Raw genomic sequence first — 26,241 nt, 5'->3', positions numbered from 1 at the left:
AACTCCCCAGTATTGGGAAGAATTGACAATGGGGGTAATAGCTGGCGGAAAGGATTGATCGAGCATGCCGGACCGGTTGGATATCGAACCCGCGGTACTGCGCCAGCTGGCCGACCAGCATGATCAAGTGGCGGCCGAAACTCGGGAGTGGGCACAGCCGCCGTCGGACTGGCTGGCCAACTTCGAACCCACCTACGGCAAGATCGCCTATCCGGTGCAGAAGGCGCTCGAGGACTATTACGGTGCCCGCCTGCGCGCCGGTGAGGCGCTGGCCCGCGAGCACGAGCAGACGGCCAGATCGCTGCGCAATTCCGCAGACGAATACGAACGCAGCGATCTGGAGGGGGCGTCCGCCATCGGCCGGGCACTCGAGGACACCGGCGGGGGGCCGGGTTCCGGATTCGGAGACCCCGCCCCGGCCCCGAGCGGACCCGCGTTCAACACACCGGGCGGCCCGGAGACAGCTCCGGTCGGCGCGGCGCAGAACACGGTCGGCACCGGTCCGGCCGTGACCGGTCCGGGGGGCGGGCCCGTCCCCACCGGTGGTGCGGACGCGGCCGGCCCCGGCGGCACCCCATCCGGCGGTGCGGCGCAGCCCGGGCAGCCCGGCACGGCACCGCAGACCGGCGTCACCGCGCCCGGTTCGGTGCCCCCCGGGGAGAACGTCGCCGCCTCCGCGGCGGGGACACCCGGCGCCGGTGGGCCCGCGGGTGGACCGGCCGGAACCGCAGGCGTCATGCCCCCGGGCAACGGCCTCGTCGGCGGACCTCTCGGCGCCGGCTCCGGCGACGACCGTGCGAGCGCGGCACCCTCGAACGCGACACCGGACGGCACACCCGTCCCGGTGGCTGCCCCTACACCGTTCAACTCGGCCGTGGCCTCCGCCAAGGACCGGGAAGCCGAACCCGATTACATCGTCGGCGATACGGCCAACGACGACCTCGTCCTCGCCAAGACCCTGCTCGGCGCGGTCCTCGCCGCGACCGACTCCCCGGTCGGAATGACCTGGGCGGTAGCGGTACTGCGCGGCCCGGGCGGCGCCGGAATGTTCATCACCTCCAACGAGGGCCGCGGCTGGCTGCCCGCCGGGCTCTACATCCCGCGCCAGGTCTCCACCCCGTGGCTGTGGGATGAACTGCTCGCCGCCGACGGCGATGTCGCCGCTCCCTGGGAGGGTGTCGCCGACCCCGCCCGGGTCCTGGTCGAGTTCGGGCTGGCGTGGGGCGCGAAAGCGAACGCGACCCTGTCCGCGCTGGTGTCGTCCGGACCGATCGATCCCGGACTGCAGGGCCGGCTCGGCGAGGTGGCGATGCAGGGCCTGGTCGGACCCGGGTACGACGTCGACCTGCGCGTTCTCACCCCCGATACCGCAGACCGGCTGGGCATCACGGGATCGGTGCCGTCGTTGGAATCGGTCGCCGCGGTCCCGGACGCCGGAGTTCGCGCGCGCTGTATCGCGCTGGCACTCGACGCCCATGCCCAGCTCTCCCGTTCCGTGCCCGGTCATTACGACACGGTCGGAGCCCGCGGTATCCGCGATCGCATCCTGGCCCGGGTCGAAGCGGGCGACGAGATCCCCCGGTCCTGGTGGGAGGAACTACGCGACGCCGACGATCTGCTGGCCGCGGCGATGATCTCGCAGCGGGTCGATGTGGGCCGGGTCGATATCGGTGCCATCAGGGTGGGCGACGAGGTCGGCGCGCTGCGCGCGATGGTCTGGGAGCGCCGCTGCAACGAACTGGTCGCGTTGCTGGAACGGGAACCGGACCGGCAGGTGTTGCGGGACGCCGTCTACGCGCACTGCCAGGTGCTGGAGCATCCCGCGTTCACCGCGGTACCGGCCACGGTGGCGGTGGGCGCGGACGAGCGGGTCGCGCAGCCCGGCGGCGGAACGGGTGCCGTCTCCGCGCCACCGGTCGCCGCGGACGCCCCTGCCGGCGAGACCCCGCCGGCTCCGCCCGCCGGGGCCGTCTCGGCGCCGAACACGACCGCGGGCCCGCCGCCCGCTGTGGTTCCACCGGTGGTAGCTCCGCCTGCCACCGACCGGGAAGCACAGTGACCCCACAGTGAGGGCCAGTCGGGGGCTCGCCCGGGTTCGTGACAACACGAGTGTCCCGAACCGGGTGGGCCACCGCGCGAATCGGTGAAGCGGCGTTGCCGGCCCGCGGCAGAGGCACTTCGCCGGCCTCTCCGGCTCGGAGTCCGGTGGCCGAATCCAGCCGCCGCCACACCGCCCATCAGGTGGACGTCACAGACGGACCCGCCGACGTCATGCGCCTGGCCCGACCGCGCCGGCCGCGGGATGCGGTGAACCTCTCGACACCTGGCCCGGCGGGTGTTGCGAGGTCATCGTCGCTGGTTGTCGCACGGGCAACGGTATCGAGTATGCGCTCCGGTCGGCCCGGCCTTCGGTCGCGAGTGCGCGCGTAGAGCCATACGACAGGTCCGGCAATCTCGTTGTCCCGGGATTCGTCGTCGGGTGGTTCACGACTCTTGCCTACCGTCGTATCCGCGCCGCCGGAGTCGGTAGCCGTGGACGGGCGCTGTTCTCGGCGCTCTCGTTATGGTTGCCGGGCAGAGCGGTGTCCGGTCAACCGGTGAGCGATCGATCGCTCACCGGTTGACCGAGATTCACACCTGTTTGCTGGGAGGTGTCGGGCCGAAGGGAATCTCGGTCTGCGGTGTCCCCTGCTGCGGATTCTGGTTCGGCGGCGGTGTGCCTTCCGGCGGCGGTGCCGCACCCTGTGGGGCCTGTGCGGTGGGGTCGGTCGGAGAGGGGCCGGGCGACGGCGCCGGTTGGCTCGGCGGCGCCTCGTCCTCGTCCTCGTCGTCCTCTTTTTCGTCGTCCTTCTTCCCGAGCATCTCCGGCAGCTGGCCGAGCATCGGCATCAGGGCCATCGGCAGCATGGCGAGCATCGGCAGGATGGAACCGAGCCCGCCACCGGCGCCACCGGCACCGGCCGCGCCGGCCCCCGCGGCGCCACCGCCGGCGGCGCCACCGCCCGCGGCGCCACCACCCCCGCCTGCGGATCCGCCGCCCGCGGCGCCCGTGTTCACGTCCTGGGCCGCCTGGACGACGTCGTGGACCTTGGTCACCGAGACGGCGACGGCGTCCATGATCTTGGCTTCCTGGGCGGGTTTGAGCTTCTTGGGCCCGACCGACGCCAGTGCGGCATTCAGATCGGATTTGATGTGGTGGATTTTGAAAAGTGTCTGCGCCTGCTCGGCGGCGACTATCTGCGAGGTGCCATCCACCTGGGCGTCCATATCCACCATGGAGTCCTGCCGGGCACCGGCCGACAGCACCTTCTGCTTGTACTGGTCCACGCCCGCACCCGATCCCGGCAGACCGGCGAGCTGAACCTTGTCCGGTGTACGGCCGTTCTTGGGTGGCGGTGGCGGATCCGAACGGCCGTATCCGAGCACGTCCACCGACTGCTGCATCGCGGATTCGGCCTGGCCGATGAAGCCTTTGAGTTCGAGCGAGGCTCCGGGCGGCCGGAGCAGCGTGATGGTGGTGTACGGCTTCTCCGGCCCGGTTTTCCCGAGAACATGCAAACCACCGGACTTCGCGGTGTTGCCGTCGGTGGGTGTCGTTCCGGTAGCGCCGGATCCGGTGCCGGGTTCTTGTTTGCCGGTGGGCGCCGCGGTGGATCGGATATCGGCGCGGTGCGGCTCGGCGGGACCCGCTGTGGCGGCCAGTGTTCGCGGATCACGCGGTCGTTGATCAGCCGGCCGGGGGCCGCCCGACGCAGGCTCGGGGGTATCGAGATTCGCGTCCGCTGTCGCTGTATCCATCCGCTGTCGTCGCCTCCCGTGCAATCTCTTTCATTGTGTTGTCTTCCTAAGGATGGGAATACGATGCGCGGCGTTCACCGCCGTCGTGTCGCATAGTCGAGACACGAAAATAGGGCGTAGTTGCCACGAAAATAGGGCGTAGTTGCCGAAGAATTGCCCGGGGTGTGGGGCAGAGAGGTAAGTCGGTGCGATGAGCGAAGCTGAGCTGATCGTATGCCGGCACTGACCGACGATGTGCACGGTGTGTTGCGTGAGCTGCTCGGCCTGTACGGTGCCGGGCAGCCGTCCGAACGCGCGTCGGCTGCTCTGGCGCAGGCCATGGCCGCGGATCTGAGCCGGCTCTCCGGCGGCGGGGTCACAGGCTACGACGGCACCCTGGGCATGCAGCGGACGGTGCTCGAGACCCAGCACGGCCGCGAGGGGGTCGTGAGCAAAACGGTCACCGAATCGGGGACCGGCACGTTGAACGGGCGGGGTGTTCTGACCAGTCAGATCTCCGACCTGCAGGCGCGCATCCAGGCCATCACCACCATCGGTGATACGAGATTCAGCGGTCCGGCGCTGCTCGATTCGGCCCAGCAGACCATCACGAACGCGACCAGGCAGGTGAACTCCGATATCGACGCGGCACGTAGACAGGCGGCGCAGATCATGCCGCCGGTGGCGCTCGCCGAGCGCGCTCGCACAGCCTCCACGCCGCCCCGGAAACGGCGGCGCCGGCGGCGCCCGCGCATGGTGTCCGGGCAACAGGTCACCCAGCAGCAGCCGTCCCGGAGAACGCGGCGTAATTGGGATAAGACCAGGGGCGGCCAGGCGGCCCAGGCGGCGGAGACCGCGCTCGGGCTGCCCTATATCTGGGGCGGTGGCGGCGCCGGGGGTCCCTCCGGGGGCGGTTTCGACTGTTCCGGCCTGACCCAGTACGCGATCGCGCAGGCGACCAACGGCGAGGTGGTACTGCCCCGGACCACCTACGAACAGATCTACGCGGGGGAGCGGGTCGATCCGCGCGATGTCCGGGCGGGCGATCTGGTGTTCCCGGCGGGGTCGTTCAGCTCCCGCGGACCCGAACACGTTCAGCTCGCCGCCGGCAACGGTATGGTGATCGAGGCGCCGTATTCGGGTGCGACGGTCACGTATTCATCGATGCCCCCGAGCGCCGTAGTGGTTCGAGTCGTCTGAGCGGAATCCGCGTCGTTGGCCATCGAGATACCCCACGAAGTGGCGATGTTCCTGAACTTCGTCGGTGTCCCCTACCCGGATATCAACGAGGACCAGGTCCGTGAACTGGCCGGGCATGTGCGCACGTTCGCCGACGAGGTCGCCGGTACCCATGCGTCGGCGACCGGGGCCATCTCCGATATGGGCGCGGTCTATGAGGGGCAGTCCTACCGCGCCCTGGTGGCGTCGTGGGCGCGGCTCAGTTCGTCGCATATGGAGAAACTCGACGAACTGTGTAACGGCGTTGCCACGGCGCTGGAGATCGCCGCCGAAGTGATCACCGCGGTGAAGGTCGCGGTGCTCACCGAACTCGGGTTGCTCGCGGCCGCCTACGCCACGGCGATGGCGGCGACCGTGGCGACGGGGGGCGCCTCCATGGCGCTGGGGCAATCCCTCTCCATGGCGGCCAAGCAGCTGGTCAAAGCCATGGAGCAGATGCTCATCGCCTATATCCTCGCCGAGGTGCTGGGCAAGGCGATCGAACCGCTGGAAGAGGCGGTCGGCGATATGATCAACGGCGTCGTCTACGACGCGGCCGCCGATCTGCTCGGAGTCGATCCCGGGGGCAACGATGTGCTCCGCATCGATCCGGACGAGGTCCGGCGCTACGCCCAGGTTCTCGACGACCATGCCGACGACATCATGGGGCACGCGGAGAAGTTCGCCAACAACGTGGCGGCACTGGATTTCACCACACCGGTGGGGCCCGCTCCCACGACCCCCGCGCAGCCGGGCGGGGTGCCACCGGGATCGAATCCGGCGGATTCCGATCGCGCTCTCTCCGTCGGCAGTCCCGCGCAGCAGCCGACCTCGGCGCCGCAGCAGGGTGCGGTTCCCCGCAACTGGATACCGGATTCGGGGAAGACCCCGGAAACGGACTCGCCCGGGGACGAGTCCCGGCGCAACGGGTCCGGGCCGGGAAGCGGGGGACCGGGCGGGGCAGGGGCGCAGCCGGAACCCGCGACTTCGGCACCGCCGGCCGGATCGCCGGACGGGGCCGGGCGGATGCCGTCCGCCGCGCAGGCGGCCGGCACCCCGGGGGCGGATACGACGGGAGCGCCGGGCGCGCGATCCGAATCGGTCGACCGGGCGGGTCCGGATTCGGGTGTGACAGCCGGAAACGATTCGCCGTGGGCGCCCGCGACAGCTGTCGACAACGGTTCGGCGGGCCCTGCCGAGCGGGTATCGACCGCTTCCTCGTCGTCGGCTGTGTCGCCGGTCGACAGCGCTGTGCTCGCATCATCCGATGGCCCGGCGGCCGCCGCGACGGAGGTGCCGCCGGCGAATCCGTGGAGCCGCCCCGCAGCCGCGGGACCGGGCGGCGCGGACGCCGGTTCCGGGAAGGCCGCTCCCCGGGATTCGGCGGGCCCGGCTGCACGGGCTCCGAGAGGGAAGTCCGCTCGGCGCCGAGGCTCCGGAAAGCCGAATCCCTGGTCGCTGCGTCCGGCCGGCGCCGGTGCGGAGCCGTCGAAGACACCGTGGGCCAGGCCCGATCGTCAGGTCCCGCGGATTCCTGTCGTGGCGGCACAGGGGAATTCGACGCCGCCATCCGGAGAGATCGCCGGGCCGCCGCGAGGACCGGACGCCGACAAGGAGGCAGTTGCCGTCCGGCCGGCCGAGCCGGTGGATGTTCGAGCTGCCGGGAACGGCGACGATATGAGCCGGGAGAGTGCGGGCGGGAAGCCGGATGCCGACGGGATTCCGTCATCCGGTGCACCCGCTCGACCGTCGGCGAAGGTCCCTACCGGGCCGCCGGGCGGGGGAGCCCACCAGCGTGACGAACGGAATGGACACAACGATGACGGGCGGCCGGGGGCCCCGCGGGTATCGGCTCCGCCGACTCGGGATGACGGCCCGCCTCGGATCTGATCGAGAGAATGCGGCGGCCGGTGGCTCGCTGTTTCCACCGGCCGCCGCTGGAACGGTCATCAGGGATGAGGGAACTGGTGACCTGCCGACTACTCTAGCGGCAAATAACGAGCCGTCAAATAACGGCACTATTGCCAGTGGGGGGAAGACGGATGGCGCCGGAGAGCCGGGTCGCCCGAAATTTGCGGAATGTGCGGCTTCTCGATGAATGCAGGCAGAAGCCGGCCCCGGATCGCGGAGGCCGGCTGTCTACAGGGATCGGCCGGCGCGGGGTGTGGCGTGCGGCCGTCGATACCCTAACGCTGTTTTACGAGCCGTTCAAAAACGGGAAGGTTGGACTCGGGGCGCGTCGCCCTTCGTATGGCTGATCCGAGAGGCCGCCCCGATCGAATACCGCACCGGTTCGGGCTGATCGAATGATGAGTATTCCCAAGGGCGGGAAATGGCCGGTGCGTCCGGATCGGTCGCGGTGGCCTACCCTGCCACCAGGCGAGGGTCGGCGGAAGGGAAGTCCGAGTTGTCAGCGGCCGAGGACGCGTTCTACACGGGCGTGCAGAGTTTGGGATTGGTCGCCGGTGGGGTGCGCAACGAAGAGCACGCACGCGCGGCGTTCACGGCGGCAACGGATCTCGATCCGGATATGTGCGATGCCTGGCTGGGCCGCGCGATGGCCGGGGAGGTGACCTCCGAGGTCATCTACGGTGCCTATCGCTCTTCGCACAATCTCTATCGTGACCAGCAGCGCGCCGGTCTGGTCGACCGCGCCCTGTGGTGCCAGGTCGAGATCGGCGTCTTCGGGCTGCGGGTGGTGATGGCCGACCGCGATCAGATCGCCATCGCGCAGGCCTGCGCCTACGCCAACGGTGGTGAATGGCAGGAAGCCGTGGCCATTCTGGACGAGGTCCGGGGCGACGATGTCGCCGATTTCGCCAGGCTTTCATTGTTCTACCGGACCGGCCGCTGGCCCGATGTGCTGGCCAACCGCGGGCAGAAGCCGGTGCTCGAGGACGGTTTGCTCGATATCGCGGCCGAATTGATGGCGGCGACCGCCCTGGCGCATCTCGGGCGCCTCGGTGAGGCGATGCCGCGGGCGCAGCGGATCGTGGAGGACAGCCAATCCGGCAACCTCTCCTATATCTGGGCCGATGCGCACTATCTGCTCGGGATGATCCTGCGGCACAACGGTGAACACGACGCCGCCGAGAAGATTCTCAAGGGCCTGCAGGGGTCGGGCCTGTGGCCCGACCGGCCGAAGTGGCAGCAGGCGGTGCGGGACAAGAACTTCCGGCTCGAGGTCACCACACCGGCGGTGATCGCCTCCCGCGTCGATATCTGGGACCCGAAGTCCGGTGACGATCCCGCCGAGGTCGCGGCGAGTGCGGCGAAGGCGGAACGGGACACCCTGCTCGACGAGGCGTCGAAGCTGCTGCAGTCCCAGATCGGTATGGATTCGGTCAAGGAGCAGGTCGACCGCTTGAAATCCGGTGTGCTGATGGACCAGGTGCGCGTCAAACGCGGGCTGGCGGTCGATTCGCGCTCCAACCACCTGATCTTCTCCGGGCCGCCGGGTACGGGTAAGACCACCATCGCCCGCGTCATCGCGAAAATCTTCGCCGGATTGGGTGTGGTCGAGAACGCCGAGGTGATCGAGGCCTCCCGCAACGATATGGTCGGCACCCATCTGGGCCATACCGCGCCCAAGACGAACGCGCTGATCGATTCGGCGCTCGGCGGTGTGCTGTTCATCGACGAGGCCTACACCTTGATCCAGGAGGGGCTGTCCGGCGGCGACGCGTTCGGTAAGGAGGCGGTGGACACGCTGCTGGCCCGGATGGAGAACGACCGCGACAAACTGGTGGTGATCATCGCCGGATACGAGGCGGAGATCGATCGTTTCCTGCAGTCCAACGAGGGTCTGTCGTCGCGGTTCACCAAACGGGTGCGCTTCCCGAGCTACGACCCCGATGAACTGGTCCAGATCGCCGACCATATCGCGGGTAAGAAGGATTCCATCCTCTCCGATCAGGCGCGCGAGGTACTGCGGGACCGATGCACCGTGATGTCGGAGCAGAACAAGAACGGCCGCCGGCTCATCGACCTGGCGGGTAACGGTCGTTTCGTGCGCAATGTCGTGGAGGCCGCCGAGGCCGAACGGGATTTCCGGTTCACCCGCGACAATGTGGACATCGCCGCGCTCACCGACGAGGAACTCATGACCGTCGACGCCTTCGATATCACCGCGGCTCTGCAGGGTTTGGCGCCGGTCGCCAAATAACGCGTTCCGCCCGGCCTACCGGATCTTCCCAATTTTGGGAATATTCCGGCAGTGGGCCGCGCGTTAGGTTGTGGCCGAGGTCGGCGGAAGGAACGTATACCGGTGGCACGCTTCCGGGTGGTGACCAAACACCAGGTTTCGGGTTGGCGGTTCCTGCTGCACCGGATCGAACACGCCCTGGTACGCCGCGATGCGTCGATGATCGACGACCCCTCCCGTGGCCGGTCCACCGCGCTGGCGATCGGGGTGGCGATCGCCTGTATCGGGATCGCGGGGGCCGCCGTGCTGGCGTTCTTCAAACCCGCCAAACCGGTGGGTGATTCGCCGATCATCGCGGAGAAGGACAGCGGCGCCCTCTATGTGAAGCTCGGCGACCGGCTGCATCCCGCACTGAACCTGACCTCGGCACGGCTGATCGTGGGCCAGGCCGCGAATCCGGTGAAAGTGTCCAAGGGCGAACTGGCGAAGTACCCACGCGGTGCCTGGGTCGGGATACCGGGTGCGCCGGGTCAGATCTCCGACGAAGAAGAGAAGGATTCGCAGTGGACGGTCTGCGATACCGCCCGCACCGGAGCCGCGGCTCCGGTGGATCCGAAGACGGGTCTGCCTACCCTGACCCGGTCGGCGGTGCTCACCACCGCGATCGCCGGACCGCTGACGGTGGACGACGACGCCGTCCACGAACTGAGCGGCCGGCAGGCGCGGCTACTGCGGGGTGACGACGCGACGTGGCTGGTGTACTCCGACCCGGTGCAGGGCGTGGTGCGCGCGGAGATCAATCTCGCCGAATCACCGGTGATGCTGGCCTTGGGGATCGACTCGACCGTGCAGGTCGCCGCCGCGTCGCCGGGACTGCTCGGCGCGATACCGGAGGTGGCGCCGATCCGGGTCCCGGATGTACCGGGCGCGGGGGCACCGGTGACATTGAAACCGGCGCTGGACGCGGTGGTCGGCTCCATCGTCACCGTCGCCACACCGAATCAACCCGCCGCCTACTATCTGGTGTCGAACGCGGGACTGGTGCGCGTGAGCGCGGTGCTCGCCTCGATCGTCCGCAACGCGAACTCCCACGGTTCGGTGGCCACCAGCACCATCGGCCCGGATGTCGCCGCGGCGAATCTCCGGCCCGGCGATTGGCCGGGAACGGCGACCTATCCGGTCGAACCGGTGGAGATCCTCGATCCGATCCGCGATCTGATCACCTGCTATGAGTGGACCCGCACCGGTACCGACCCGGACCCGCACACCCGGCTGCTGTTCGGCCGGCAACTCCCGCTCACCAAGGAGGAGCAGGGCCGCACCGTGCAGCTGGTCACCGCGCCGTATTCCGGTGGCGCCACCGCCGACTTCGCCTATCTGCCGCGCACTTCCGGCAAATTCGTGCAGGTCACCGGCTCGGAACCGGGTTCGCCGCTGCGTGAATCCCTGTTCTGGATTTCCGACAGCGGGGTCAGATACGGGATCGGCGCGGATATGAAATCGGGTGGCCAGAGCGATCCGACGCTCACCGCCCTGGGATTGCGGCCGCCGGTGACGGCGCCGTGGAGCATCGTCTCGCTCTTCGCGATCGGGCCCACGCTGTCGGTCGGCGACGCGATGATCCAGCACGACGGGATACCACCGAATATGGCGGGTGTGCAGATGACGGGTAAGAAATGACCGCGACCCGCCGTTTCGTGCGGCCGGCGCGGATGGCGCGCGGCCCCAAGGCGCCCGCGGTCACCGAACTGCGGCTGCAGCCACCGACCGAACTGCCCAGTTCGGTGCCCATGTCCAAGATCAAGATGATCATGCCGGTGATCATGGTGGCGGCCATGGTCGGCATGATGGCGATGATGTTCAGCGGCGGCCGGGCCATGTCGCCGATGATGCTGATGTTCCCGATGATGATGATCGTGTCGATGTTCGGCATGATGGGCGGTCAGTTGGGCGGGGGCGGGGGTGCCACCAGCACCGCGGCCGGCCTGAACGAGGAACGCAAGGACTATCTGCGCTCGATCACCGACAACCGCAAAACCATTCACGAGTCCGAAACCGAACTCTACGACTACCTCTCCTATACGCACCCGGGCCCGGCGGGGCTCGGCCGGCTGGTCGGCGGTAAGCGGATGTGGGAGGTGCAGGTCGCCAATCCGCAGTTCCTGCGGGTCCGGATGGGCCGCGGCCGGATCGCCAACCAGGTCCGGGTGATCGTGCCGGAAGCGGCGCCGACCTCGGATCTGGACCCGGTGGGCGTGGTCGAACTGACCCGGTTCGCCAAGGCCTATTCGACGGTCGGCGGGATGCCGGTGGCCATCAATCTGCTCTCCGCGCCGCTGGTCGGATTGGACGGCGACCCCGCCGCGGTGGCGGGCCTGGCCCGGGCGATGATCGCCGAGATCGCGGTGCTGCACGGCCCGGACCAGGTCGCGGTGGCGGCGGTACTGAACCATCCGGATTCGCCGGAGTGGTCCTGGCTGAAATGGCTGCCGCATACCCAGCATCCGGCCGACAGCGATGCCATCGGCTCGAGCCGGATGATCTACCGCACCGTGGCGGAATTGCGTACGAAGGTGCTCGCCGGACTGAACCGGGGTCCGTTCTCGGCCAACAACGAGCCCGCGCTGGACAAATCGCATTTCGTCCTGATCGTGGAATCGGGCGGTACCAACACCGACCGCGATATCTCCGGTATCGACGGCTGCACCTGGTTGCGGCTCGGACCCTCGGAACAATCGCTGCCCCGTTCGCTGAAGTTCGCCCTCGGCGCCGACCACGCGCTGCAGGAGATCACCGCCCGCGGCACTCGGCTGGTCGGGACCGCCGACCTCATGTCGATACCGCAGGCCACCGCCGTGGCGCGGCGGCTCTCCCCGTACCGGCTGTCCACGGTGGTGGAGGCGGTGGCCGCCGAACAGGCCACCAGCAGCACCTCCTGGGAGGATATGGTCGGTATCAGCGACCCCGGCAGCGTCCGCGTGGACCGGCAGTGGCCGGTGCGCCGGGACGCCGACCGCAACCGCTTGAACATTCCCTTCGGGTACGACCCCACCGGCCAGGTGGTGCGCCTGGACATCAAGGAATCGGCCGAAGAGGGTATGGGCCCGCACGGTATGTGCATCGGCGCGACCGGTTCCGGTAAATCGGAATTCCTCCGGACCCTGGTGCTCTCCGCGATCGCCGAACACTCTCCGGACGTACTGAACCTGCTGCTGGTCGACTTCAAGGGCGGAGCGACCTTTCTGGGCTTCGACCGGCTCTCCCATGTGACCGCGGTGGTCACCAATATGGAGGAAGAGGCCGATCTCGTCACCCGTATGGAAGACGTGATCAACGGCGAGATGGCACGGCGGCAGCGGATCCTGCGCGACGCCGGCAACTTCGCCAGCGTCGCGGACTACGAGAGGGCGCGGGAACAGGGCGCGCAGCTGGAACCGCTGCCGACCCTGCTGATCATCCTCGACGAATTCGCCGAACTGCTCGAACAGCATCCCGGCTTCTCGAAACTGTTCGTCGCCATCGGCCGCCTCGGCCGCTCGCTGCGGATCCATCTGCTGCTCTCCTCGCAGAAGGTCCCGGCCAACCGGATGGGTGAGCTCGAGGCGCACCTGTCGTACCGGATCGCACTGCGCACCAACCAGACCAGCGATTCCCGCGATGCCATCGGCACCGCCGACGCCTACCACCTGCCGAAGAAGCCCGGCTCGGGCTATCTGCGCGTCGGGGCGGGCGATCTGCAACGCTTCCAGGCCGCCTACGTGGGCGCCCCCTACACCGCACCCGCGCAGACCACCGCGTCCAGCGCGCAGCGGGCCCGCCGCCCCGGCGGCGGATACCGTCCGCCGCAACGGTTCACCGCCGCCTATATCGCGGAGATGCGCCCGGCGCAGCCGGTGGAGGTGGTGCACGCACCCGAACCCGGCGACACCGACGGTGAAGTGGTCACCGTGATGGAGACGACGCTGCAACAGTTCGCCCGGCACGGACGTCCGGCGCACAAGATGTGGCTGCCCCCGCTGGCGGTCCCGCCGACCCTGGACCGCCTTGTGCCGGCCGTGGAGGCGGGCACGCTGCGGATTCCGTGGGCCATTGTCGACCGGCCCCGTCAGCAGCGGCAGGATGTCTGGTCGGTGGATCTGTCCGGCGCCGGCGGGCATGTGGCGGTGGTCGGCGGTCCGCAGTCGGGTAAATCCACCGCCCTGCAGACCCTGATGGTCTCGGCCGCGCTGACCCATACGCCGGAGCAGGTCCAGTTCTACTGCTTCGACTTCTCCGGCGGTCTCTCACCGTTGCGGGCGCTCCCGCATGTGGGCGCCGTGGCCGCGGCCCGTGATGTGGACCGGATCCGCCGTACCTTCGCGCTGATCCGCAATCTCATCACCTCGCGTCAGACGCTGTTCGACCATCTCGGAATCGATTCCATGCGGGATTTCCGGCGGCGCCGGGCAACCCCGCAGGGTTCGGCGGAGTTGTCGTCCTACGGGGATGAGCACGGTGATGTGTTCGTCGTGGTGGACGGCTGGGATATCGGTTTCGCCGTGAACGGGCCGTTCTACGAAGAGTACATGCCGACGATGGAGAATATCGCTCTCCAGGGACTGAATTACGGCATCCATCTGGTGGTGAGCAGTTCACGATGGGCCGCGATCCGGCCGCAGGTGAAGGATCTGCTACAAACCCGTGTGGAGATGCGTCTCGGTGATCTCACCGATACCGTGTTCAACACGCATCGGGCAGTCGTCGCCGGAATTCCGCCCCACCGGCCTGGGCGCTGTATTTCCACAGACGCGCTCCATATGCTGACTGCGCTCCCACGGACGGATGGTGAAGGTGATGCCGAGACCGCGTCCGCGGGATTGACTGCGACGATCGCTCAATTGAGCCAGACGTATTCCGGCCGCCGGGCGCCCGAAGTCCGGCTGCTTCCAGGACAAGTGAGTTTGCCGGCGATCCTGGAAAACGTTCCCCGCCCGACAAATCTGGCCCAGCGGCTGGCAGTGCCGTTCGGTGTCCGTGAATCGGATCTCGGGCCGGCCGTTATCGATTTCGGGGTGTCGCCCCATTTCGTGATCCTGGGATCGACCGGATGCGGTAAGTCGACAACTGTCGGTGCGATCCTGGAGTCCATCCGCACCCGTTTCACCCCGGACGAGGCCCGAGTGCTGCTCGTCGACTACCGGCGTCAGCACATGGACGCCCTTCCGCCCGAATATATGGTCGGCTACCTCACCAGTTCTCGCGATCTGACCGAATACCTGCCCCCGTTCGTTGCGAAAATGCGGGGTCGGCGACCGCCGGACGCAGTGACCACCCAGCAGCTCAAGGAACGATCCTGGTGGAGCGGGCCGGAGATCTTCGTGGTGGTGGACGACTACCATATGGTCTCGCAGCGTGGCCAGATGAATCCATTGGATCCGCTGAAAGAGATCATTCTGGACGGTCGCGACACCGGCTTCCACCTCGTGGCGGCACGCAACATCGCCCAGGCGGATTCGGCCATGTACGACTCGGTGCTCGGTCAGGTCAAGAACCTGAACTCATCCGGCTTCATCATGGACGGAACCAAGATGGACGGCATGCTCATCGGAGACGTGAAGGCGACCAAGCAGCCGCTGGGCCGGGGGATTCTCGTGGAACCGCTGCTGTCACGCCGAGACCTCGTCCAGGCCGCCTGGCAGTCGGCGTGAGCAGCCACCGATATCGGCGTAAGTCGATGTCTCGCAGTTCATCCCCACAGTTGGGAATGGCTTAGCGTTTTCGGTATCGCCTCGATGCGATCTCGGCAACGGTCGATTGGAGATATCCATGGTTCCCCTGTCAGTGACCGAACATCGTCCGGCCGTCGGAGCCCGGCTCGGTGCGGAGCGGTCGACTCCGGGCGGCGCCGGTAACGGGACGCAGGGCGTCGGGATCGCCGCGCCGGTATCTCCCAGATGACCCGGTAACTGCTCCGGAACGGAGTCGCCATGCCAATTGACAATTTTCACGCGGCCGATCCACCGCTGAAGCGGGCTCCGCTGCGGAACGCCGGCCGGGACGGATTCGGACCGGAGCTGTCCAATTCGGACAGCCTGTGCGACATCTCACTCCCTCCGACTGGACCACTTTCGGCACGTCCTCCGGTTGTCGAGCGCGCCGGTGCGGAACGTCCGGAACAAATCGGCGCACTTTCGGCGCGGAAGCGTCGACGCCCGGAGGGAGGAAGACCGAAGGCCGGAGCAAACTTCGTACCAGGCGCGTTACTCGTCGGTGCACTCGACAGTCCGCCGGTGGCACAGAATCCGACGACACAAAGATGTCCCGGTGATCATCCGAGGCGCAACCACATCATTCGAGAGGATCGGAAACCGCTATGAATATTGAAACAGTCGCCGATGGCGATCTGCTGCGAACTGCGAAAGGTCAGTTCGCGGTCATCCAAGGCGATATCGAGAGCGCCGCACAGGCCATGTCCGGTATCCAGCAGCAGTGGTTGGCCGCGGTCAAGGGGCAGATCGGCAACGCGGGCTATGAAGCGCTCGGCAACGTGTACGAGCACCTGAAGGGCTCCGCCCACATGATCCAGGACAAGATCATGAATCCCCTGGACTCCGCGGGAATCAAGACCGATACCACCGCACTCGACGAGTCGGAACGTCTTCGGGCTGCCATGGGCGATGACGGTGTCGTGAACGTCGGAAACGCCACCGGCGCGTGGAGTGACGGGCAATTCACCGATACCGCTGTCCTGGAGCAGGATTACGGGAAGATCAATCTCAACTTCGACTGAATTGTCGAATCCATACCATTGAAAGGATTGAACCGACATGGGTGAAATTTCCAATCACTACGGAAAAGTCGATGAACTCACCGGGGAAACCAACAGGCAGGTCACCCGGCTTCGTGAGGAGATCATTCCGGATGTGAAGAATCGTTGGAACGAAACCGTTGCGACGTTCCAGGGTGACGGTGCGGACCAATTCGGTGTCATCACCAAGGAGTTCCACGCACGAATGAGTGCGCTGGAGGAGTCCTTGAAGAACCTGAACAGCAAGGTCATCGAAATCGCCGCCAGTGGCGGTTCCGTGCAGCAGACGGACAGCGCGATCGCCAGGCTGTTCCAGTAGCAGACGGCATCGCTGGACGGAGTGGCCTCGGAAGCTTTCGGTGCTCTCTCGGCGGTGATGTCCGGGTGTGCTGTTCGAGGCCGTGCGGTGGGGAGGGTCGGACAGCGATCCGATCTCTATCAGTAGGTGCGTCGATGTCGCCCTGATCCTCCGGGAGATGGCCGGCATCGACGACTTCCTCGCCTCGGCAATCCGCTTACGCAGGCGGTTCGGATCCCGGAATGGGGAGTGTCGCATCCGTACCGAACCCATCCGGTGAGCGGGACTCCCCAGGGTTGGGGATAGCTTAGCGTTCTAGATGCACCGCTCGGATGCGGAAATCAGGAATACAGTCGATCGGAGCCATCGATGATCCCCCTTTCAGTCTTCAACGAAGAGCTTCCCGCGATCAGCGCAAAGCTGGGGATCGGGGAGTCGACGCTGTCGTCCGCGTTGCACACGGCCGGCCCCGTCGCGGCATCGCGCCCCACCGGAGCGCATCTGCCCGGCTACATACTCTTTGGCGGCTTCAAGGCAATGAAAGAGGCCTATTTCGCCATCCTCGAAACCGGGGTCCTCGAAAAGGTGCGTGCCGGCCAGGCGCTGGTCCCCGTGAGCGTCACCTATGAAACCGCGGACACCACCGGAGCCGCCACGGTGAGTGCCGCCGATCGAGCTCGTCTCCAGGCGGAGGGCAAAGAAATCGTCGACGATATCTTCGGCGACTGACCCGGAGGCCTGTGGAGCGGAGTCGCTATGCCGTTCTTGGAGTACTGGGCCCTGCCCCCGCGGGCGAACTGGACCAGTCTGAACAGCGGGGAAGGCGCGGTCCCGCTCATGAATACGGCTACCGCCTATCGCGGGGTCCGCGCCGCCCTGGATTCCGCCGCGTCGAGTACGGACGGTTCCCTGTCCGATCTGGCCGTTTCATGGCCGGGCGGTCTGGGTACGCAGCGTGCTCAATCGGCATTCCGCAAGCACAACGAATGGGTGCGGGGTCAAACACTCATCGCCGACGCGCTGGCGCGGGCGGCCGACGAGGGCACAATGGCGCACCTGACGGCCGTCGGCATGATGCCGACGCTGCCGGAGATCACGGCGGCCGAAACGGCCCTCACAGAGGCCATCATCGATTTCGTTCCTACGGCCAATACCCCCGCGGCGTTGGTGACCGGTCCCAAACTGGCGATGGCGGTCGGTGCCTACATGCTGCTCTGGGATCGGGCGGCCGCGTCGATGACGGGCTACGAAATCGATGCGGTCCGCATCGTGGCGGCTCTGGCCACCGTGCCGATTGTGCCGCCGCCTCCGATCCTCACCGCGCCCGGCGGGGGCGGGCAGCCGCCGCTCGATCCCGGCGACGCCCTACGGGATCTGGCGGAGAACGGTCCCGACAGTCAGCTGCTGTCCGAGCATTACAACCAATCGGCCGGTGACGGCACTCAATCCACCGGTGACGGGCAATCCGGCGGTGACGGGCAATCCGGCGGCGACGGGCAATCCGGCGGCGACGGGCAGTCGGGGGGTGACGGGCAGTCGGGGGGTGACGGCGGCGATCCGGGTGGCTCGGATCCGACGCAGTCCCAGGGGCTCCCGGAACAATCCACCTCCGGGCTCGATACGGTCACGGACGGCGGATCCGGTATGGATGGACCGTCTTCGGTCCTGGACCAATTGGTCGGGGCCCCTTCGTCGTCGACTCTCGCGGGTCTCAGCGGCGGAGTCGGTAGTCTCGTCGCTCTCGGGATGACACGCGGTGGCCTCGGCTCCATGCCGGGTGCCGCCACCGGTTTCCGGATGCCGACCGGGTGGACGCCGGGCACGGGAACGCCGTTCGGTGCCACCAGTGGCTCGCCCAGCGGTGCACCGGTGCGCAATGTGCCCCAGCGGGTCTCCGCGCCTACCGCACGGATGCGGCGGCGGAAGAAGGACGAGGACGAGCGGACCGGCAAGGTCTTCACTCCCGGTGAGCAATTCGAGGTACCCGTGCTCGAGCGCCCGCCGGCCATCGGCGTCATCGAATACCAGGACGAAGAATCCGAGGAGCACCTCCTCCTCGACTCGTCTTTTGTGGGGGTACTCGATCAACTCGACGACGACGACGATGAGCGACGCGACGACGAGAAGACTTCCCGCTGAGCAATCAGCGAGTATCTGAAATCAACCTTGAAAGGAACGATATGGCCCGCAACGAGTTCCTCGGTATCTTCTGATTTGTTCGAGTATCGCTCGGCCGATGCCGGAACGGCGGAATCGATGGCTACCGATCCGGTATCCATCGATCTGAATGTCGATGCCGCTCTCCTGCTCCGGAGCATGGTCGGTATCGACACCTATCCGCCGGTTCTGTCGATCCGGCCGAATATCTTTCGGATCCAGGACCGGGACCGGGTATGGGCGATCGTCCGGGAACAACTCGCCGAGGCGGGAATGATTTCCGGTGACGAGGTCCATCCTGTGGTCGCCGGCTGGATCCGGCGGCTCGCGCGGCCGGACACCGAACTGATGGTGCAGGTCATCGATCGGGACCAGGGGACGCAGACGCCCACCATTCTGCGCGCTTCACTGGTGCGTGCGGGCAATGAACACGTGCTGGCCGTCCGCCACGACGACCATATCGTGATTCAGGCCGTGTTTCACGAAGGCCGCGATTTGAATACACTGACGGCGGTGGTGAAGTCCGCACTGGGCGACTATCCGGCGCTGGATTTCGATCCGCTCGTGGTGCCGGCGGCGGCCCTGGAGGATATTCCGGCCGGGCCGGACGAGCGCCGGGCCGAACTGCGGGAGCTCGGTGCGCTGCCGCGCACCGCGAGTGTGCTCACCCGGGCCATGGAGGAAGTTGTACGACGGGCCGAAGTGATCATGGTCCAACACCGGGACGGTGGCGGTGTCCCGGATATGAATGCCTGTATGAACGTGATCGACACGCTCGCGGGACGATTGGTGGCCACGCCCAGCCGTGCCGCGGACGGGCAACTCTGGTCGACTTTCCGCCCCGGCGACGACCCGGCCCTGCACAGTGGTATCAACGCATTGGCCGAACTGCTACCCGGCCGCAGCTGGTTCGACACCGCGCGCACCGGTTGACGTTCCAGTGCTGGATGAGAGGACGGTGAGATGAACCGGGCACCGACAACGAACGGCGACGCCTCCGCGGCGCTCGCCAAAGGCGGCTACGACGCCTATTTCGCGCAGCTCGAGGAACGTCCCGGCAGTGGTCCCGCCACACCGGTTTCCCCGCCTCCCTCCGATACCCGTCCCGCGGCGGAGGCGTCCGGCGCCCCGGCCGCCGATACCGTCCCGCCGCCGGAAACCGATGCCGAGCGAGGGAGTTCAGTGACCGCCGAGGATCCTGCCAGACCGGTGTCCGGGCCGCCGACATCCGGCGCGGCCCCGGCCGCGGTCTCGCCTGCTCCGACCCAGCAGCCGGCTCCCACGCAGCCCTCGACCGGCCCGCAGGCCGGAAACGACGCACCGATCACCTCCGAACCCGATCTGGCCGAACTGCGCCAACGGGCGGCCACCGCGCATCAGCAGGCGGCCGAAGAGGAACGGCGGGCGATAGCGCAGCGACAGCAACAGAGCGCGCAACCGCCGGTGACACCACCTCCTGTGGGCGCGCCGCCGGCGCCCTACACCGAACACATGCCCGCGGCGGGAGAACCGGCCGCGCAGTCCTGGGCGACGCCGCCCGCCGGTGACGTACCGCAAGCGGGCCACGGAACACAAGCGGGTCACGGAACACACGCAGGCCCCGCAGCCCAAGCAGGCCCCGGAGCGCACACGAGTTCCGGGGCGGAAGCGGGTTACGGATCGCACAGCGGTGCCGTGACGCCTCCGGCCGCGGTGCATTCCGAGACACAGATCGGCTATACGGGGAGCACCGGCTACACGGGCGCCGGACAGGCCTACGGCAGCTATCCCAGCGGACCCGCGACCTCCGCGAATCCATCGACCGACAACTCGCGCGTACCCGACCGGATCCACCGCCCCGCCTACGAAACCTCCGGTCGCATCGAAATCCTGCCCCCGGCCCTGGCGTCGGCGGAACTGCTCGCCGAGATCGCGGCGGTACGCCAGGCGCATCTGCGGTCGAACAGCGGGATGCGCGGCGCGCTCAACAAGGTCGGGTTCAACCTGGGGCTCTCCCCGGCCGAACAGCGGGCCGAGAACCGCCGCAGCCGCATACGCCGCCAGCTCACCGCGCCCTACCAGATCGCCGTGGTGAGTGTGAAGGGCGGTGTCGGCCGGACGACCATCGCGGCCGGGCTGGGGTCCATGTTCGCGAAGGTGCGGCCCGACCGGGTCGTCGCCATCGACGCCAACCCGGATTTCGGCGATCTGTCCAGCCGCACGGCCCGGCACCAATACGGTCTCACCCTGCGCGATCTCGCCCAGGCGAAGGGCCGGCTGGATTCGTTCTCCGCCGTGCACTCCTACACTTCGGTGAATACCGCCGACCTCGCGGTGATCGCCTCACCGTGGAGTACCGACGCCGGCGAAGCGCTGAGCGGTAGTGAGTACCAGACCGGCGTGGAGATCCTGCGGCGCCATTACAATCTGCTGGTGGTCGACTGCGGAACGGGTGTGCTCGATTCGTCGACCAATACCGTGCTGCGGACCAGTGACGCCGTCGTCGTGGTGACCCCGGCGACGGTAGGCGGGGTCACCGGCGCGGTGGCCACGCTGAACTGGCTGAGTTCGCACGGATTCGATCATCTGATCGCCTCCTCGGTGGTCACGATCGTCCGGCAGCACCCCGCCAAGCCGACGGTGGAGATCGAGGCCATCGAGAAGCTGTTCGCCTCGGCGCAGCGGCCGACGATCCAGATACCGTTCGACCCGCATCTGGCCGAGGGCGGCGAAATAGATCTGCGCATGTTGGAGAAGGAGACCGTGCTGGCTTTCGAGGATCTCGCGTCCGATCTGGCCGACGACTTCCCCGGGTATGTCGCCGAGCCGACGGTCGGCGACCACGGAGATTATCGGTGACCGCTGTGCAGGCGGCGCCGCCGTCCCCCGCGGGGGGCGCGGCGCCGGCGGAGGTCGCGCGGGCGCGGATCGCGGTGATGGTGGCCACCTACCAGGTGGATGTGGTGGTCCCGACCAAGTTCACCGTGGAAACCTTCATCGACGACCTGGTGGCCGTGCTGGCCGACGCCATCGGCGACGAGGAGGTCGATTTCAGTCCGCCGCATGGACAGTGGAGCCTGGCACGCCCGGGCGAACCGCCGATTCCGCGGTGGCGCAGCCTGGGGGATCACGATGTCGTCGACGGCACGGTCCTGCTGCTGGCGCCGGTCGAATCATCGGAGGTCTTCACCCCGGTGGTCGAGGACATCACCGATGCGCTCGCGCTGATCAACGAGCGTGAGTTCGCCGAATTCGATTCCGATACCGCCGCCGTCGTCGGCCTGGGCGTTTTCGGTATCGGCTCGGTCGGTATCGCCACCATGCTGTCTTGGACCTGGATGCAGTCCGGATCGTTTCTGTGGTGTGGGCTGCCCGCGCTGCTGCTGGGTGTACTGTGCTGGGCTGCGGCGGTGGCGATCAAGGGCACCGATGCGGCCCGGCGGATTTCGCTGGGCGCCGCACTCGCGGCCCTCCCACTGCTCTTCTCCGGTAGCGCCATGCTGGTACCGCCGGCCTACGGCGAACCGGGCCCGTTCGCACCCGCCAATATCGCCGCGGGCGCGGTGGTGGCGGCGGTCGCGGCGATGGCCCTGATGCGGGTGACCGGTTCGGGTATCGCGACCCTGATGAGTGTCGCGGTACTCGGCGTCACTGTGACGATCGTCGTGTTGCCGCTGGCGTACTTCGATCTGGTGACGCGCCAGGTCGCCGGTGGTGCGGTGTTCGTCGGGCTGGTGCTGCTCACCCTCGCTCCCCGGATCGCGGTGGTGATCGCCCGGATCCGGCCGCCCGACCTGCCCGATCCGGGCAACGAGGTGAACCCGGCCACACTCACTGATATCTTCGACGCGGAAACCCACCGTGATGTCGAGCAGAACGCCGAGGACGCGGCCGCGGCCGAACAGTCGCGCCACAACAACGAAGTCGGTATCGAGAGCCGGGCCCGGCTGGCGGTCACCAGCCTGCGCGGTCTGATCGTCGCCATCTCCGGACTGTTGTCGGTCTCGACGGTGATCTGTGCTGCCGTGAGCCCGGGCGGAATCCGGGAGATCGTGATGGGCACGGCCGTCGCGGGGATCCTCGCGATGCGGTCGCGGTGGTACCCGGACCGGGTGCAGGCCATCGCCCTGATCACCGGATCCGCGGTGACCGTCCTGGGTGTCGCGGGAGTACTGGTCACGGCGTACGGGAGTTCGTTCGCGCGAGTTTCGGTCGTGCTGATCGTGGCCCTGATCGCCTGCGCGGCACTGGCGGCGGCACTGACGCTGCCCGAGAAACGACTGACGCCGGTCACCCGCCGCATCACCGACCTCATCGAATACGCGCTCATTCTGATCGTCCCGGTGATCGCGTTCTGGATCATGGGCATCTACACCGCTATGCGAGGAATCTGATGAGGGTGGGCAGGGCCGCGGCCGCGGCACTGGCCGTACTCCTGCTCAGTACCGGGGCCGGCCCGGCCGGGGCACTGGTACCGCCGGAGGTGGTGGTCGGGGTGGCGCCGCCGGACGGCCCACCGGGTCCGGAGGGACCGACCAAACAGACGAGCGGCTGCGTGTCGGCTGGTGTGCTGAAGGACACCGACGTCTCGCGGACACCGCCGTCGGAGATCGCGCTGAACCTGGGCGATGCCCGCACTCTCAGCCGTGGGGCCGGGGTGACCGTCGCGGTGGTCGACACCGGGGTCGCGCCGCATCCCCGGTTGCCGAACCTGACCGGCGGCGGCGACTACGTCGTCCAGGGCGGCGACGGCCTCCAGGACTGTGACGCCCACGGCACGCTCGTGGCCGGGATCATCGGAGCCGCGTCCGATCCCGCGGACGGGCTGACCGGCGTGGCTCCCGACGCCCGGCTCATCTCGCTGCGCTACCGCTCCAACGCGTTCCGGCAGGACGGGGCGTCCAGTGAACCTCGCGAGCAGATCTCGCGGGAGTTGCGAACCATGGCCCGCGCCATCACGCACGCCGCGAATATGGGAGCGGGGATCATCGCGATACCCCTGCCGATCTGCGTACCGGTGGATTCGGGCGTAGATCTCGCTGTGATCGCCGAGGCCGTCGGTTATGCGGTGCACACCCGGGGCTCCCTGATCGTCGCGGGAGCCGGCGATACCGGGGGCGGGAACTGCCGGCAGAATCCCGATCACGATCCGGGCCGGCCCGGGGATCCGAGGAACTGGAAGTACGTCCAAGCCGCCTCGGTACCGAGCGTTTTCGCCGAATCCGTGCTCTCGGTCGGTTTCACCACGGCCAGCGGTGGCGTCACCAACGAGTCCATGCTGGGTCCGTGGGTCACCGTGGCCGCTCCCGGCACCAGTATCGAATCGCTGGGCCCGGACGCCGCCGGCGTGATCAACGGCGTGGGCGAACCGAACAAACTGTCCCCGGTCGGCGGCTCCTCGTTCGCGACGGCCTACACCGCCGGTGTGGCGGCGCTGCTGCGGTCGAGGTATCCCAACGAAACACCTTCGGAGATCACCGCCCGGCTCACCGCGAGTGCGCACGCCCCCGCCCGCGGGATCGACAACGTCGTGGGCGCGGGCATGATCGATCCGATCGCGGCCCTGAGTTACCGCACTCCGCCCGAGGCGCCCGAGGGCCTGTACCAGTCGGCGGCACTGGAACTGCCGCCACCCCCGCGACCGCCCGACAACACACCGGGAATCACGGCCGCGATCGTGATCGGCGCGGCGGTGCTGATCGGGGCCGGCGTGACCTACGGCGTGAACGCGCGGCGACGGAGGCACGAGTGACGGTGACTGCGGAAAGGGCGGTACGCGCGCCCGACCGCCGGGTCGCCGGGATCGAACGCGGCCCGTTCGCGGTGATGGCGATCGGAGGCAGTGTGGTGGTAGCCGGTTTATCCGCGTACCTGCCGTTGTGGGGTGCGGCGCTGATCGTTGTCGCGCTCATGCTGTCGGTGCTGATCCGGGTCCGGCAGCGGACACCGATGCGGTGGTTCCTGGACTGGCTGTCCTTCCGGACCGGCCGTACGGCACGGGCCGCCCTGCTGGCCGGCCCGCTTCCGGTCCGCGATATCGAGGTTCCGGCCGGAGTGTGCGGTATCGCGCAGGAGGGCGATGTGCTGGTCGCCATGGTCCAGCTCGCGCCGAATCTGGATCTGCCCACAGTGATCGCCGATCAGACCATCTACACCGAGGACACGGTGCCGGTCGAGGCGCTGCTGCCGATGCTCGACCAGTTCGGGATCGGGGTCGATATCGATATCGTCACCACCGGTCAGCGGGTCCGGGCCGCGGGCAGCTACAGCATGCTCTACGACCAGCTGATCGGTACCCAGCCGGTGGTGGGGAACCGGCTGACGTGGCTGGTGCTGCGCCTGGACCAGGAACGCAATCTCCGGGCGCTGTCACGTCGCGGCCCGTGCGCGGTGGTGGGCCCGAAAACGCTGGCCACCGCGGCCCATCGGATCGCCGGCCGGCTCCGTGAACGCGGAGTGGCCGCGCATCCGCTACCGGCCGCGGCGTTCGTGGACGCCACCCGGCTGCTGCACGCGGGGGCCGAGCTCACCGATCTGACGGAGCGGTGGGATTGTCTGCGGACTCCGGTGCCGGGGCGTTTCGTCACCAGTTTCGGTATCGATTGGACACAGCTGGACGATTCGGGCCTGGACGACTGCTGGACCTGGAACAGCGGCCGTACCACCATGGTGGTCGGTCTGTCGGCGGACGACGGTCCGCGTGCCGTGGTGCGGTATGTGGGGCCGGCGATGAACGAGGCGTTGCCGGACTATCTGCGCCGGCTACCCGGCCGTCAGTCGCTGGCGCTGCGTGCCAGCCTGCCGACCGGGGTGACGCTGAACGCGCTGGCCCGGGACGAGCGGACCGTCGAGGAGGCGCCCGCGGAGACGGCGGCGTCGCTGGCGATCCCGATCGGGCCCAACGGCCAGATCCTGGGGGCGATCAACGGGCAGCCCCGCCATCAGCTGGCGCTGCCGCTCTACGATCCCGCCCGCTACAACCCGCGCCGCCGTACGGTCGATGTCCAGGCCCTGTTGCCGGTGGCCCAGCAGTTGGTGCTGCGGGCGACGGTGGTCGGCGCGGATATCGAAGTGCACACCAACCGGCCGCAGCGGTGGCAGAATCTGGTGAGCGCGGTGGGCGATGCCCGGTCGCTGCGACTGGCCGGCGTCGACGAGGGCGATTCGAGTGGCGACGCCACCATCGCGGTGTTCGACCAGTTGCCCCCGCAGGTATCGGCGGCGCCCACCACCCTGTCCATCAGCGATCCGGGGAGCCCGCGGCGCGGGTCGGTGGATCTGTCGATCGAACAGGTCGGGGAGGCGCAGCTGGATGTCCGGATACCGATGCGTACGGTCCGGGTGAATCTGGTGGAACCGCGCGGAGAAACCCGCTATCTCGATCAGCCGGAACGCCCGTCGAGTGTTGTCGCGCCGCCGGTGAATTCCGAGCGCACCGTGCCGGTCACCCGGCCGCACGGATATCCCACCCGTTGACTATGGCAGAACAGGTAATCTCGATGACCGTGGTAGCGGACCCCGAACCGGACAGCGCAGCAGCCGACCCGGACGGCACGCAGGAGCAGACCCCGCGGCAGGCCGCCGCGGCGATCTTCTCCAGCCGCCTGTCGGAACTCATCGCCGAATCGGTGGTATCCACCGAGGACGGCTCGACGCGCGGGCTGACACTGTATTCGCTGGCCCAGCATCTGGAACTCGCATATCCCGATGTGCCGGTTTCGCAGTCGGGCCTGTATCGGCTGATCCACGGTGACGCCATCCCACGACTGGATCTGATCATCGCGCTCGCGCGGGTATTCGATGTACCGCCGGAGTATTTCGTCACCACCGAGAAGCCGCGCTAGAAAACCTGCTCGCCGCCCGCGGCCCGCGAGCGGAGCT

17 protein-coding genes are annotated in these 26,241 nt (G+C 67.9%); 16 read left to right on the top strand and 1 reads right to left on the bottom strand.

Annotated elements, in window-relative coordinates:
• Positions 1-64 precede the first annotated feature (64 nt).
• Entirely contained in the window at positions 65-2,059 is a 1,995-nt protein-coding gene (locus tag AB0F41_RS16265) for a type VII secretion target (protein WP_357424430.1), read from the top strand.
• 572 nt (positions 2,060-2,631) lie between these two features.
• On the opposite strand, the gene AB0F41_RS16260 is transcribed toward AB0F41_RS16265, so the two are convergent.
• Entirely contained in the window at positions 2,632-3,798 is a 1,167-nt protein-coding gene (locus tag AB0F41_RS16260) for a hypothetical protein (RefSeq protein ID WP_357424428.1), read from the bottom strand.
• 213 nt (positions 3,799-4,011) lie between these two features.
• Here AB0F41_RS16260 and AB0F41_RS16255 point away from each other — a divergent pair, with 213 nt between their 5' ends.
• From AB0F41_RS16255 to AB0F41_RS16185, 15 genes are all read left to right on the top strand, one after another.
• Positions 4,012-4,977, top strand: coding sequence for an NlpC/P60 family protein (locus AB0F41_RS16255; RefSeq protein ID WP_357424426.1), 966 nt, complete (start codon positions 4,012-4,014; stop codon positions 4,975-4,977).
• A gap of 15 nt (positions 4,978-4,992) precedes the next feature.
• Complete coding sequence (locus AB0F41_RS16250; protein WP_357424424.1) at positions 4,993-6,885, top strand: hypothetical protein; 1,893 nt, start codon at positions 4,993-4,995, stop codon at positions 6,883-6,885.
• A 517-nt stretch (positions 6,886-7,402) separates the two neighbouring features.
• On the top strand, positions 7,403-9,160 hold the full coding sequence (gene eccA / locus AB0F41_RS16245) for a type VII secretion AAA-ATPase EccA (RefSeq protein ID WP_357424422.1): 1,758 nt from the start codon (positions 7,403-7,405) through the stop codon (positions 9,158-9,160).
• A gap of 102 nt (positions 9,161-9,262) precedes the next feature.
• A complete protein-coding gene (eccB, locus tag AB0F41_RS16240) occupies positions 9,263-10,819 on the top strand; it encodes a type VII secretion protein EccB (protein ID WP_357424421.1) in 1,557 nt (518 codons plus the stop codon).
• Positions 10,816-14,826 (top strand): type VII secretion protein EccCa, encoded by a 4,011-nt coding sequence (gene eccCa / locus AB0F41_RS16235; RefSeq protein ID WP_357424419.1) that lies wholly within the window; start codon positions 10,816-10,818, stop codon positions 14,824-14,826. The genes eccB and eccCa overlap by 4 nt, the downstream gene beginning before the upstream one ends.
• A gap of 665 nt (positions 14,827-15,491) precedes the next feature.
• Entirely contained in the window at positions 15,492-15,908 is a 417-nt protein-coding gene (locus AB0F41_RS16230) for a hypothetical protein (protein WP_357424417.1), read from the top strand.
• 37 nt (positions 15,909-15,945) lie between these two features.
• Complete coding sequence (locus tag AB0F41_RS16225) at positions 15,946-16,245, top strand: hypothetical protein (RefSeq protein WP_357424415.1); 300 nt, start codon at positions 15,946-15,948, stop codon at positions 16,243-16,245.
• A gap of 348 nt (positions 16,246-16,593) precedes the next feature.
• Entirely contained in the window at positions 16,594-16,953 is a 360-nt protein-coding gene (locus AB0F41_RS16220; RefSeq protein WP_357424413.1) for a hypothetical protein, read from the top strand.
• Between the two features lie 27 nt (positions 16,954-16,980).
• Positions 16,981-18,363 carry a PPE domain-containing protein gene (locus AB0F41_RS16215; RefSeq protein WP_357424411.1) on the top strand — a complete coding sequence of 461 codons (1,383 nt, stop codon included), beginning with the start codon at positions 16,981-16,983 and terminating at the stop codon, positions 18,361-18,363.
• Between the two features lie 117 nt (positions 18,364-18,480).
• A complete protein-coding gene (locus AB0F41_RS16210; RefSeq protein WP_357424409.1) occupies positions 18,481-19,314 on the top strand; it encodes an ESX secretion-associated protein EspG in 834 nt (277 codons plus the stop codon).
• A 30-nt stretch (positions 19,315-19,344) separates the two neighbouring features.
• The gene (locus AB0F41_RS16205; protein ID WP_357424407.1) at positions 19,345-21,219 is read left to right on the top strand and encodes an AAA family ATPase; all 1,875 of its coding nucleotides are present in this window, start codon (positions 19,345-19,347) and stop codon (positions 21,217-21,219) included.
• Entirely contained in the window at positions 21,216-22,754 is a 1,539-nt protein-coding gene (eccD, locus tag AB0F41_RS16200) for a type VII secretion integral membrane protein EccD (protein WP_357424405.1), read from the top strand. Before AB0F41_RS16205 ends, eccD begins: the two co-directional genes overlap by 4 nt.
• Entirely contained in the window at positions 22,754-24,112 is a 1,359-nt protein-coding gene (mycP, locus tag AB0F41_RS16195; RefSeq protein ID WP_357424404.1) for a type VII secretion-associated serine protease mycosin, read from the top strand. The genes eccD and mycP overlap by 1 nt, the downstream gene beginning before the upstream one ends.
• A complete protein-coding gene (eccE, locus tag AB0F41_RS16190; RefSeq protein WP_357424403.1) occupies positions 24,109-25,836 on the top strand; it encodes a type VII secretion protein EccE in 1,728 nt (575 codons plus the stop codon). The genes mycP and eccE overlap by 4 nt, the downstream gene beginning before the upstream one ends.
• A 23-nt stretch (positions 25,837-25,859) precedes the next feature.
• On the top strand, positions 25,860-26,204 hold the full coding sequence (locus tag AB0F41_RS16185; protein ID WP_357424401.1) for a helix-turn-helix transcriptional regulator: 345 nt from the start codon (positions 25,860-25,862) through the stop codon (positions 26,202-26,204).
• Positions 26,205-26,241 lie beyond the last annotated feature (37 nt).

It is taken from the genome of Nocardia sp. NPDC024068, assembly GCF_040638875.1.
Classification (GTDB): domain Bacteria; phylum Actinomycetota; class Actinomycetes; order Mycobacteriales; family Mycobacteriaceae; genus Nocardia.
The sequence above is the reverse complement of the archived record's forward strand: the minus strand, read 5'-3'. Positions and strand labels throughout refer to the sequence as shown.